This window comes from Pseudoalteromonas sp. APC 3694 (assembly GCF_030407565.1).
GTDB classification, from domain to species: Bacteria; Pseudomonadota; Gammaproteobacteria; order Enterobacterales; family Alteromonadaceae; genus Pseudoalteromonas; species Pseudoalteromonas tetraodonis.
The window spans coordinates 26,787-39,017 of sequence record NZ_JASDDE010000024.1; the positions used below are offsets into that span (position 1 = coordinate 26,787).

At 35.0% G+C, this 12,231-nt stretch carries 11 protein-coding genes; 7 read left to right on the plus strand and 4 right to left on the minus strand.

Going from position 1 to position 12,231, the window contains the following annotated elements; genetic code table 11:
- Window positions 1-233: 233 nt before the first annotated feature.
- From QMA00_RS10090 to QMA00_RS10105, 4 genes are all read right to left on the minus strand, one after another.
- Complete coding sequence (locus QMA00_RS10090; RefSeq protein WP_290157053.1) at window positions 234-1,556, minus strand: O-antigen ligase family protein; 1,323 nt, start codon at window positions 1,554-1,556, stop codon at window positions 234-236.
- Between the two features lie 64 nt (window positions 1,557-1,620).
- Window positions 1,621-2,166 carry a hypothetical protein gene (locus QMA00_RS10095; RefSeq protein ID WP_033103299.1) on the minus strand — a complete coding sequence of 182 codons (546 nt, stop codon included), beginning with the start codon at window positions 2,164-2,166 and terminating at the stop codon, window positions 1,621-1,623.
- A gap of 21 nt (window positions 2,167-2,187) precedes the next feature.
- Window positions 2,188-4,194, minus strand: coding sequence for an EAL domain-containing protein (locus tag QMA00_RS10100; RefSeq protein WP_290157056.1), 2,007 nt, complete (start codon window positions 4,192-4,194; stop codon window positions 2,188-2,190).
- Window positions 4,178-4,876 carry a transglutaminase-like cysteine peptidase gene (locus QMA00_RS10105; RefSeq protein ID WP_041695853.1) on the minus strand — a complete coding sequence of 233 codons (699 nt, stop codon included), beginning with the start codon at window positions 4,874-4,876 and terminating at the stop codon, window positions 4,178-4,180. The genes QMA00_RS10100 and QMA00_RS10105 overlap by 17 nt, the downstream gene beginning before the upstream one ends.
- Before the next feature lie 257 nt (window positions 4,877-5,133).
- On the opposite strand from QMA00_RS10105, the gene galU reads away from it, so the two are divergent.
- The 7 genes from galU to QMA00_RS10140 are packed head-to-tail and all read left to right on the plus strand — an operon-like array spanning window position 5,134 to window position 12,226.
- Window positions 5,134-6,024: a UTP--glucose-1-phosphate uridylyltransferase GalU gene (galU, locus tag QMA00_RS10110; RefSeq protein WP_290157059.1), complete on the plus strand. Its 891-nt coding sequence runs from the start codon at window positions 5,134-5,136 to the stop codon at window positions 6,022-6,024.
- A 24-nt stretch (window positions 6,025-6,048) separates the two neighbouring features.
- Window positions 6,049-7,215, plus strand: coding sequence for a nucleotide sugar dehydrogenase (locus QMA00_RS10115; RefSeq protein ID WP_290157062.1), 1,167 nt, complete (start codon window positions 6,049-6,051; stop codon window positions 7,213-7,215).
- A gap of 40 nt (window positions 7,216-7,255) precedes the next feature.
- Window positions 7,256-8,515 carry an O-antigen ligase family protein gene (locus QMA00_RS10120; RefSeq protein WP_356947893.1) on the plus strand — a complete coding sequence of 420 codons (1,260 nt, stop codon included), beginning with the start codon at window positions 7,256-7,258 and terminating at the stop codon, window positions 8,513-8,515.
- Window positions 8,516-8,517: 2 nt separating this feature from the next.
- The gene (locus QMA00_RS10125; RefSeq protein ID WP_290157067.1) at window positions 8,518-9,465 is read left to right on the plus strand and encodes a glycosyltransferase family 2 protein; all 948 of its coding nucleotides are present in this window, start codon (window positions 8,518-8,520) and stop codon (window positions 9,463-9,465) included.
- A gap of 4 nt (window positions 9,466-9,469) precedes the next feature.
- Entirely contained in the window at window positions 9,470-10,585 is a 1,116-nt protein-coding gene (locus QMA00_RS10130; protein ID WP_290157069.1) for a glycosyltransferase family 4 protein, read from the plus strand.
- Window positions 10,582-11,718 carry a glycosyltransferase gene (locus QMA00_RS10135; RefSeq protein WP_290157071.1) on the plus strand — a complete coding sequence of 379 codons (1,137 nt, stop codon included), beginning with the start codon at window positions 10,582-10,584 and terminating at the stop codon, window positions 11,716-11,718. Before QMA00_RS10130 ends, QMA00_RS10135 begins: the two co-directional genes overlap by 4 nt.
- Window positions 11,708-12,226, plus strand: a complete 519-nt coding sequence (locus QMA00_RS10140; RefSeq protein WP_290157072.1) for a CatB-related O-acetyltransferase — start codon at window positions 11,708-11,710, stop codon at window positions 12,224-12,226. The genes QMA00_RS10135 and QMA00_RS10140 overlap by 11 nt, the downstream gene beginning before the upstream one ends.
- The last annotated feature ends 5 nt before the right edge of the window (window positions 12,227-12,231 follow it).

A 12,231-nucleotide genomic window follows, 5' to 3' on the forward strand; every position in this document is an offset into this window, starting at 1 on the left:
GTGAATGAGGAGTAAATGAGAAGATAAAACAAGTGTTAGGGATTAGGCCCGTAACCCGACCCCCGCAGCCCGATAACTTTCGACTTTAACCTCTAAAAGCGCAGCGTCTCTTAGCCCTCTTTGTGCATACTTTTCTTAAAGATCTTATTGCACTGAGAGAAGTGAATGAGTAGTAAATGAGAAGACAGAACAGGTGTTAGGGATTAGGCTCGTGACTCGCTCCCCGCAGCCCGTTAACTTTCACTTCGCCGTTTTTTAATCCGTTTTGGTGCCGGTAACTTATTGGTTAATAAAGCTAAACATAACACCACGATAAACAATATAGAATTAGCCCCCGCCTGCAGCGAATAATCAACCGACGAATGCAGCATCATTGCCACAATAGCTGTAGCACAACCAAACGCCACACCCTGATAAAGGGCCGTTTTGCGCGTTCGCATAGTATTAATACATAACCATAAACAATAAACCACTAACAGCCCCAATAACGCCGTAGTAGGAATACCCAGCTCAACTGCAAATTGCACATAATCGTTGTGCGCATTGTCGTAATAACCAGAGTAGGGCTCAGACTGATATGCAGGAAACGCAGTGTAAAAAGTACCGCCGCCCGAGCCTAATAACGGGTTATCTAAAATTAGTGGGATTGAGTCGCGTACAACTTCATCGCGAGTTTCTGATTGTAAACTGGTTTCGCTAATACGTTGTTTTACTTTTTCTACATCGAAAATGGCACCAATGATGATTAAATCGATTATGAAAAAGCTCACAATCAGCAATTTAAATGCTTTAGGCTTTTGCTTATAAACAAACAGCGCCAGTAAGCTCACTATAATTAAGGCGATAAAAAAGGCCGAATTACCCATACGGCTACGAGTTAAAATAAGCGCCACAATAATAATAATTAACGATATACGTAAAATGATTTTAGAGCTTAATATAATCTCAGCCCAAGCACGTAGCGTTTGTTTTAAAGTAGGTTTATAGCCATTGTTAGTGCGTTTTAATTCGCTAATTAACACACCAATGCCTAAGCATAAACACAGCGCTAAATAGTTAGCTAAAAAGTTAGAATAGGTAAAAGTACCAATCGCTCTGTCGGTGTGTTTGTAGCCAAATAAAGGGCTAACAATATCGGGCGATAAGTTTAAGTAACTAGCATACAAAGCCTGAAAAACACCGGCGCAAATGACGGCGTAAATTAATTTTTTAATACGATTTACATTATTACAGTAATTAAATATTAACCAGCTCAACATTATTAAAAAACTGGTTTTTAATAACATTTGTTTGGTTTGAAAAGCATCAACACTTACGCCAAATAACTGAACCGCGCACACCAAAGCAACAATGCCTAAGGCAGTAAATAATGGCCAAGTATATCGAGGAGGGAAAAGTGCTTGGTGGTTATTTAAAACACTGTTTGCCAAGTGAGTAATAAAGGTAAAGCTAGTTAAAATACCAATAGCTAAAATCGCCCAAGGCCTGTAACTACCTAAAGGAAGAGGGAGTAAAAATAGGGTCAAACAAATAAGAAAGAATATAAAACGATTCAAAATAAACTCAAACAAAGTAAAAACGCAGCCAATTGGCTGCGTTTAAATATACTAATAGTAAAAACTAGTTACCGACTTCAGATATACCGTTATCACCGCCTGTACCACCAGAACCTGGAGGTGTTGGTAATGTTGGTAAGCTGCCTACTGGCGGAGCTGGCTGGCCAGTACCAGGACCTGCAGCAGTTGCTTCAGAAGCGGTTGTTGCATCAACACCTGCGGTAATTGCTGCTAGGGTAATTGCATCAGTATCTAAACCAGCATCCGAAAGAGCAGCTAAAAAGTCAGAAATTAATGGATTGTCTGCACCAAAACGTGCCACAACAGCAGCAACCATTGCATCTATATCAGCAGCGCCACAAGCGCCATTAAGCAGTTTTTCGTCTAGCTTGATTTTTTCTTTATTTTTACAAATACGTTTAATCGCTTCTACTAAATCTTCGCGTAATTGCTCTGGCGTAGTATCTGCTGTTACGTTATTAAGAATATCAATAATGCTATTTATGCTCACTTCTTGAACCACAGCATTATTATCCGTTTGTGCATAGGTTGGCAAAGCAGTTAGAGCAGACGCACTAGCTACTAAGCCAGCTAAAATTAATTTTTTCATTTCTCGTCCCTTGGTTGAGTACTAATTGCAAAATTTTAGCGCATCGGTGCAAAAAGTAAACTCTTTATTTACGCCATTTTCATTAGATTTAATAATTTTTGATGGTGGCAGTATTAAATTACCTTGTACGCCATCGCATCCTAAGTATTCGAGAATTTCTAAAGTCTCGGTTTTTTCAATTAAACAGGCTAAAACCTTAATACCAAAACCATGACAAATATTATTAACTGTTTGAATATAAAATTGGCTTTGTGGGTTAGTTACTAAATCTTGAATATAACTACCATCAATTTTTACATACTCAATATCAAGACCTTGTAAATACCTAAACGACGTTAAGCTAGTACCAAAGTGTTCAATACACACATTAATACCCAGCTCTTTAATTGCATCTATATGTAAAGACGCAACATGCACGTTATAAAGCAAACCAATTTCATGTAGTTCAAACACTAAGTTTGTTTTAATTACCGGTTTAGTGTGCGAATAAAGGGTGAGCCATTGTATAAAGTCAGTTGAGTACAAGGATGCCTTGCTAATATTAAGTGCAAATACATCATTTGGGTATTGCTCTTTTACATCTATAAAGCTACGTATAATTTTTTTATCGAGTTCTTCGGTTAAATTTAACTTTTCAGCCATCGCGAATAAGTGGCCATTATTTACCTTTTCGCCTTCATGAATAAAGTGTGCAAATACCTCAAAGTAACACTGAGAATCAGTTTTATTAGCTTGTTTAACAGGTTGCACCGAAAAACTCACTTCGCCAGCATTTATAATCGACTTAATTAAGGTACGCCATTGGTTAACACTAAATAATGACTCTTTATCGTTTTTATCAAACGTAGTGTCTTCACCTATAGTGCAACCAGTATCAAGTAGCGATAACACTTCACCTAAACTCGCTCCTTGCTCAACGCCAACAATGGCTAAATTAGCGTAACCGTTTATATGTAAGCTGTTTTCTTTTTGACTTAAATTATCAATGAGGTCTAGGCGGGCTTTATTTAAAAATAAAACGTCATATGGGGCCAGTAATACAAACGTACCCCCATTAAGCCTAAATATAGTTGAATTTGGTAACTCATCAGCAAGCTGTTTAAGTATTTTTGCTGCATCAAGTACATGCTGATCACCATCTTGGTAGCTTACCACTTGGTTAATATTATTTAACGAGGGCAGGGTAAGCATCAACGCAGTAATTGGCGCATCGTCAGTAATATTATTTACAACAGAATTAAAGTGGTTTTCAAACGACTTACGGTTACCCAACCCCGTTAACGAATCTATGTATACTTCTTCAGTAAGCGCTTGTGTTTGTTTGGTCAGCGAATCAAACGTACTTTGTAAGTTTATAACCATGTTATTTATGGCTTGGGTTACTGTGCGAAGCTCCCGTGCTACTGGTATTTCTTTATTTAAGGTAAAGCGTTTTCGAGTAACTAAAGTGGCTTGGTCTTCTACTGCTTTTAACGGCTTAAATACTGCGCGTAAAATTAAAAATGCAATAGCCAGCGATGCTGCTAATAGCAAAAATGAGCTATATAAGCTGCGGAGTGTGTGTTGCCACAATGTAAGGTAAGATTGCCCAGTATGGCTGGTTACATCAAGTGTACCTGCCATCATCCAACCATTGTTTATTTCAGAATGCATAGTTGGTGCACTTAGCTCAACAGCACCTATAAACCAGCTAGGAACTGATTCAACGCGCTTAGGGTTTTGTAATTCAAAAACGATGTTGTTTTGCACGTCAGTAAATTTAATTTGGCTGTAATAACCAGAGTCAAAAATAGCGGTTGCCATCGTTTGTGCAATCATTAGGCTGTCGTCTTCTAAATAAGGTGATATCGAAAGCCCTAAACTGGTAGCGGTGTCTTGCGCATGGCTGGCCATTTGCGTTTGTAAATAATTACGGGTTGTATCCACATCGGTGATAACACGTACGCAAAATGAAATAACCGAAATTAATATGATCAAGCCATATACTTGGGTTTTTAAACTCAATCCATGTTTAAAGAGTCGAGACATAACTACTAGTTCCTTTGTTGTTACCATTAGCGGGCGCAAGCTCACCTTGTTCAATTCGTTCTAGCATAGTGTTCCAAGCAGAAACGCCACGACTATTTTTAACCTTATTACCTAACCCTTTCGATTTGGCTAACCATAAACCTTGGCCATTAAAGCTATAGATAGGTTTTAGATCGCCCCGATTACTAGCAGGCACTAATTTTGTATTAAAATTGTCGAGCACCAGCGGTATTTGGTTTGGTTGTTCAAAGTATATAAGCACCATGTGAGGTTGATTAACCGTACGCTGGCGTACATACATAAAGCGTATTTTATCTTCTGGGATACCTAAAGCGATTAAAGTAAAATATTTAGCAATAACATAATCTTCACAGTCACCCATGCCCACACCTAAGCTTTCTAGTGGAGTGGCCCAGTAATCTTTTTTCTGCCAAAGTTCGTCATCGGTTTTGTACTTTATATGCTTATTAAAAAAGTCATTAACCAAATGAATTTTTTGCCATTCGCTCTTATCGGCAGAGTCATCTATAAAACTAAGCCACGTTTTTATTCGTTGGTGGCCTGCATCGCCGTAAAACTGTTTGGCACGGGTAATTATATCGCTATTACGCAAATGCAAAAGCATGTCTTGTGCACAAGCAAAAAAAGACACTAATATAATTATGCAAATTCCAACGCGCACAAATCCCATCCCTAAAATGTTAACAAAGCTATTATATTCCCATTGAAAGTAAATTGATAGATTACAAAAAAAGCAAAAATAAATCATTAACAAAAAATTAACCTAAAACAATCAAAAAGGCTGCTTTTTATATTGAGCGATTGTTTGTGTTGTGTATAATACCCGCCCATACAGTTTGTAATGTTTAAAACTCGCTATTCGCAGCGGCATTTATAAATAACTACGTTATAACAAAAGTAACTATAAAAGGAATTGAAGTGAAAGTATTAAAAGCAGTCTTGCCTGTTGCAGGCTTGGGTACCCGTATGTTACCAGCTACCAAAGCAACGCCAAAGGAAATGCTTCCACTAGTCGACAAACCTCTCATTCAATACGTTGTAAACGAAGCAGTAAAAGCCGGTATTAAAGAAATTATACTGGTTACCCATGCTTCTAAAAACGCAATAGAAAATCATTTTGATACTAGCTTTGAACTAGAAGCCACTCTAGAGGCGCGTGTAAAACGTAGTCTGCTAGAAGAAGTTCGTTCAATAATCCCAAGAGATGTAAGCATTATATCGGTTCGTCAATCGGCGCCGTTAGGCCTAGGCCACGCAATACTTGAAACTCGCCCAATCATTGGCAGTAACCCTTTTGCTATTTTATTGCCCGATGTAATTATCGATCAATATAAGTCAAACCTAAAGGTTGATAACCTAGCGCAAATGATCGACCGATTTGAGCGCACCCAGCATAATCAAATTATGGTTGAGCCTGTCCCACAGGACGAAGTTCACAACTATGGCGTGGTTGATTTAGCAGGTAAAAAAATCCAGCCTGGTGAAAATGCAGCCATTACCAACATGGTTGAAAAACCAAATAATGACGAAGCACCCAGTAATTTAGCCATAACAGGGCGCTATGTTGTATCACCCGCTATTTGGGATTTACTCGAGTTTACACCTCCAGGAGCTGGCGGCGAAATACAATTAACAGATGCATTACTACAGTTACGTCATCTTGAAACAATTGAAGCGTATCATTTAAAAGGTAAGTCACACGACTGCGGCTCAAAATTAGGTTACTTGCTTGCAAACGTAGAATACGCAATGCAATCAAGCACAATAGGTGAAGAGTTTACAAAGCGCGTTAAGCAATTAATGGCGTAGTTTAATATATTTCAAGGACTTAAAATGAAAATCACTATCGCTGGTACTGGCTATGTAGGCTTGTCAAATGCTGTATTATTAGCACAACATAATGAAGTAATAGCTCTTGATGTACTACAAGAGAAAGTAGAGCTAATAAATAATAAAATATCTCCTATCTCAGATGATAAAATTGAAGATTTTCTTGCAAGTAAAGAATTAAATTTAGAGGCTACAACAGATAAACATAGAGCATTCAAGAATGCTGATTATGTTGTAATTGCAACACCGACAGATTATAACGTTGAAAATAACTACTTTGATACAAGCTCAGTTGAAGCAGTAATCAAAGATGTTATCGAGATAAATCCTAAGGCAATAATGATAATAAAGTCTACAGTCCCTGTTGGCTTTACCAAGAGAATTAAACAAAAATTTTGTCACACTAATATTATATTTTCGCCCGAATTTTTAAGAGAAGGCAAAGCTTTACACGATAACTTATACCCATCAAGAATAATTGTAGGTGAAAAATCTGAACGGGCTGTGGTTTTTGCCAAACTTTTAGCTCAAGGAGCTATAAAAGAAGATATAGAAATTCTCTACACTAACTCAACAGAAGCTGAAGCTGTCAAATTATTTTCCAATACGTATTTAGCAATGCGAGTCTCATACTTTAACGAGTTAGACACCTACGCTGAAACTCATGGGTTAGACTCAAAGCAAATCATTGAAGGCGTTTGTTTAGATCCAAGAATAGGTAACCATTACAACAATCCATCATTTGGTTATGGTGGCTATTGTTTACCTAAAGATACTAAACAATTAAGAGCTAACTTTGAAGACGTCCCAAATAGTTTAATAAAATCAATCGTAGACGCGAACACTACAAGAAAAGATCATATAGCCTTTTCAATTATTAATAAAAACCCAAAAGTAGTAGGCGTATATAGACTTATAATGAAGTCAGGTTCTGACAACTTTAGAGCATCTTCTATACAAGGGATAATGAAAAGAATAAAAGCTCGAGGAATTGAAGTCGTCGTTTATGAACCCGAATTAAACGAAAGTGATTTTTTCAACTCTAAAGTTATTAATGATCTAGCAGAATTTAAAACTAAATGCGATGTGATAGTAGCAAATAGAATGGAAGAGGCTTTAAGTGATGTTGTAGAAAAAATATATACGCGGGACTTATTCGGAAGTGATTAGTTTCTGGTTACTACCTATATTTAACTGAGCCATATTTGTGATGATTGAAAAGATAAATAATTTACTAAATATATTTTTAAAGTTTGTACTGGGATATGGTTTACTCGTTATAATTTTGTTTATTTTTGGGGTTTTAACACCAGAGTTTGGACCTAGAGGGTTGCTCTTAGATATTGATCTAGATAATAAAATAGATAAGCTTTCAAGTGGGAGTAATATCAAGCAATTTTTTTGGTTGACCGTCTTCTCTTTGTATTCACTTTTATTTATTAAAGGGTATGTATGTTCTTTAAATGATTACATTAAATCTTTTTTAATCTTTATGTTACCTTTACTTTTTATAATCTCTTCAAGCCTTTCTTCTGACTATAGTTTTTTATCTTTAAAAAGAGGGGTTTTTCAGATTTTATTTATTCATTGTGTAATATTATCAACATATTCTGCATACAAAGAAGGTACTTTTCATAAAAGTATAACAATATCAATTTTATTTTTTTTAGGCTTTTCACTTTTAGCTATTGTAAACGGAACAGCATTCAATCTAAATGGTGCATTTGCAGGAATCAACTTTTCAAAAAATAGATTTTGTATTAACATGACCGGTTTGTTAATTTTGTATGTATTTTCATGTCACGTATCTGGTAATAAAGCTAATCTAAAAATTGTTTTTCTGTCAGTTTTATTAATTGTCTTATCGCTTGGCAAAACTATAATATTGGCTGGGTTATTGCTAACACCGATTTTATTTATCAACAAGAAAACTTTTACGATACAAAGAATCAATTACATAATTCTGTTTGTTGGTTTTTTTACCTTCATTCTATACCCATATGTAACGCATTTGTTTTTTACGTTTGATAGCGTAGCTAATTATATGGATCCTAGTTCCTTGACTGGGAGAGGAACTATTTGGTCGCTTGTTTATGAAAGCCTTATACTTTTTGATAAATTTAATTTTGGATTCGGGTATGGGACGTTTTTTAACACACCCGTAGTCCCTTTTTTGTTCGATATTGAGTATAGTTTCCTTCCGTATGTAACAACTACCCATAATGGGTTTATAGATTTATTATCTCAAGTAGGCTTTTATGGGACGTTAGCTTGTTTTTTTGTTGTATTTGCTGCAATAAAAAACTCATCAAACCCATCGGGGCAAATATTTTGCTTTTTCTTACTTGTTCACAACTTAACAGAGTCAAGCTTATTCAAAGACCAGCATAGTATGATGTTTATTTTAATAATAATTACCTGCTTTAACTGCATAGTTAAAAATAGGTCTAATGAAAACTTTCAAGGATAGATATGTCGTTAAGTATAGTTATTCCAATTTATAACGTTGAAAAATACCTAGAAGAGTGTGTGAATTCAGTACTAAAACTTAGTGGAATTGATCACGAGTTAATACTAATAGATGATGGTTCTACTGATAATAGTTTAAAAATTATCAATGAAAATTACAGTAAATATGAACATGTAAAAATTTACTCACAAAAAAACTCAGGCTTATCTTCTGCTAGAAATATGGGTACTAAGTTAGCAACAAAAAAATACATAATGTATCTGGACTCAGATGATGTAATTAACAATGATAACTTAAATAAAAATTTGAAATTAGCATTATCTAAAGATTTAGACATTCTGTTGTTCAGTGGGCAGCCATTCATAGGTGATACTGACTCCACAACAAACTACCATGTAAATTATTCTCGCCCAGAAGCTCTGAATCATAAAGTACTCACAGGCGTAGATATATTGAATATAATGCTAAGAGAAAATTATTTTTGTTCTGCATGTATGTACTTTTTTAAAAAAGAAAAATACATGAATATTTTTTTCGAGCAAACTACATATGAAGATAATTTATTTACAAGTCAATTGTTAAACTTTCCTCAAACGAATACTGTCCAATCAACTACAGATGTTATCTACTACAGACGAATACGCTCAGAGTCTATAATGACTTCGCAGGTTAAGGTTGGGAATTTCAAAGCCTATGAATACGTAATAAATAAGCTTATTAATAGTAAGAGTTTAAGTGACGATAGAAGAACTAAGCAAAATATATCATACATAATTGGTAATATACACGCTCAGTTAGTATCTATCACATTTAATCTCGAAGAATGGGGATATATCAAAAAGATTATAGTTTGGTTAACTTTGTATAAGTATTTCTTTTATGGCAAATATAGACTCAAGTCATTAATTAAATCTATATTCCCTATAAAAAAGTTAATTAAAAGGATTTGATCTTATGAAAGTTGCAATTATACATGATTGGTTAGTAGTTAACGGTGGGGCTGAGAAGGTTTTAAATGAGATACTTGAGCTTTATCCTAAAGCTGACATTTTCACGTTAGTAGATTATTTACCCGAAGAAGATCGCACTTGGCTTAAATCGGTAAAAATACACACATCTTTCATTCAGAGGCTGCCATTCGCCAAAAAAATGTACCGAAATTATTTTCCACTTTTCCCAATTGCTATCGAGCAATTCGATTTGTCTAGTTATGACCTTGTCATATCGTCGAGTTATTCTGCTGCAAAAGGTGTAATAACGGGTCCTGATCAACTTCATGTTAGCTATTGCCACTCACCAGCAAGGTATGCATGGGATATGCAAGAGCAATACTTAAAAGAAAGTGGCAATGATAAGGGGTTGAAATCAATAATAGCTCGCTATTTTTTACATAAGTTTAGAATTTGGGATACGAGAACGGCTAATGGCGTAGATACATTCATTGCAAACTCTTCATTTATTAAAAAACGAATTTATAAATGCTATAGAAGAGTGGCTGAAGTTATCTATCCTCCAGTTAATATTGAAAAATTTAAACTGGAAACAACAAAAGAAGACTTCTATCTTGCAGCGTCGCGCCTAGTGCCATACAAAAGGCTTGATTTAATAGCTGAGGCATTTGTAAAAATGCCAACAAAGCAGCTTAAAATTATAGGTGATGGCCCCCAAATGCAAAAAATTAAAGATATTGTTGGTAATGCTGACAATATAGAAATTTTAGGATACCAGTCAGACGAAGTGATGTTAAAAAATATGCAAAAGGCAAAAGCATTTGTATTTGCTGCTGAAGAAGACTTCGGAATAATCCCTGTTGAGGCCCAGGCATGTGGAACACCCGTTATTGCATTTGGAAAAGGCGGTTGTTTAGAAACGGTTAATCATGGGATTAGTGGCGTTCACTTTAAAAAGCAAACAACCAAATGTTTGATTGAGGCTGTAGAATCCTTTGAATCTAGTAGTTATAAATTCGATCCTAATGAGGTAAGAAAAAATGCAGAAAAGTTCTCCAATGAGGCTTTTAGAAGCAATATGACTAACTTAATAGAAAGCGCTCTTAGAGAAAAAAATTGAAAATATTACATATACATCAAGACTTTCCTGACGGTAGAGATTATCCACACACAAAAGCAGTTTCAAATTTAATCGATGGAGTTGAAGAATTAGATCAAGGTATTGTAAATTTTGTACTATCCATAAATAGAAGCAGTAATCCTTTCTCTATGTCATTGAAAGGCTTTGAACGAGGTGTATCAATTGTTTTTTGGGGACTGCCTATTGCTTTTATCTATAGGCTGCAAATTAAAATTAGTGCAATGTACCTAACAAAAAAATTAAAGCTAAAAGATTTTGATTTAATACATGCTCATAAGCTGACCACTGAAGGTATTTTTGCGTTTTATTTGAGTAAATATTCAGGGGTTCCTTTCGTTGTTTCTGTTCGTGGTGGTAGTGATTTAAATAACATAAAAAGGTTGAAGGATTGTGAACCATTATTCAAAAAAGTTTTTGCTCGTGCAAAGCATATATTTTGGGTTAGTCCTTGGGCAAAAAAGTTTATGTATAAAATAGCAAAAGCAGAGACTCCTTCTAGCAAGCTTCCTAACATATGTGAGATAGATCATATTATTCCTCAAAGGATTAATAATATTAATTCAAATTATATATCAATCGTTAGCTTTCATCAGTATAAGCGCAAAGGCATTATCCCTTTGTTAGAGGCAATCAATGCTCTCAAAAGCGATGATATATTTATAAAACTAGATATTATTGGAGGCGGGAATCTTCATGACAAAAAAGTTATTTCAAACAAAATTAAAGAGCTTTCTTTAAATGATAATATAAATTTAATAGGTGTTTTACCTCATCCAAAGCTAATTGAAAGATTAAAAAATTCTAAGGCTCTTCTAATGCCTGCTATAAATGAAACATTTGGAATGGCTTACATTGAGGCTTTAGCATCAGGATGCCCAATTATGTATATGAAAAACACTGGGGTTGATGGGCATTTAGATGATCTTGATGTCGGTGTAAAACTTACATGTCAAAGCAGTGATGAAATTAAACTTGGTATTTTAGAGTTGGAAAAAAATTACCAACAATTTTCAGATAATATTTGGTCAATCAATAAAGCTGGTGAGTTAGAAAAGTTCACTGGTGAAGTTGTTGCCAGTCATTATTTAAAGGTACTAAACAGTGTTAAATAATCTAAAGCTTTTCTTTTACTATATTTTACTTTCTAAGCTCCCATCGGCACGTTTTACATTTATCTTCTCTAATATAAGAGTTTGGTATCTTCATAATATTCTGAAGATTTTAGATAAAAATGGTAATCAATCAATGATTGGTTCAAATGTATATATTGGTCGGGCGAATAAAATAAAAATAGGGCAAGGCGCAAGAATTAATGAAAATGTTTATTTAGAAAGTGTGAAAATAGGCGATGATGTAATGATAGCTCCAAATGTATCAATATTAAGCCGTATGCACGAGTTCGAGTCTATAGAACTGCCAATGTCACTTCAAGGTTATAAAAAAGAAAAAAAAGTTATTATTGGTAATGATGTATGGTTAGGTCGTAATGTAGTTGTGCTCCCAGGTATCACTATAGGAAATGGTGCAATCATTGCCGCAGGCTCTGTCGTAACGAAAGATGTTGAACCGTATAGTATTGTTGGTGGTGTACCAGCTGAACTGATTAAAATGAGAAAATAGGTCTA

Excerpts from the sequence above, each read along its gene's own strand:
- QMA00_RS10100 (WP_290157056.1), bottom strand. The coding sequence starts at position 4,194 with ATGTCTCGACTCTTTAAACATGGATTGAGTTTAAAAACCCAAGTATAT.
- QMA00_RS10095 (WP_033103299.1), bottom strand. The coding sequence starts at position 2,166 with ATGAAAAAATTAATTTTAGCTGGCTTAGTAGCTAGTGCGTCTGCTCTA.
- QMA00_RS10125 (WP_290157067.1), top strand. The coding sequence starts at position 8,518 with ATGTCGTTAAGTATAGTTATTCCAATTTATAACGTTGAAAAATACCTA.
- QMA00_RS10130 (WP_290157069.1), top strand. The coding sequence starts at position 9,470 with ATGAAAGTTGCAATTATACATGATTGGTTAGTAGTTAACGGTGGGGCT.
- QMA00_RS10115 (WP_290157062.1), top strand. The coding sequence starts at position 6,049 with ATGAAAATCACTATCGCTGGTACTGGCTATGTAGGCTTGTCAAATGCT.
- QMA00_RS10120 (WP_356947893.1), top strand. The coding sequence starts at position 7,256 with ATGATTGAAAAGATAAATAATTTACTAAATATATTTTTAAAGTTTGTA.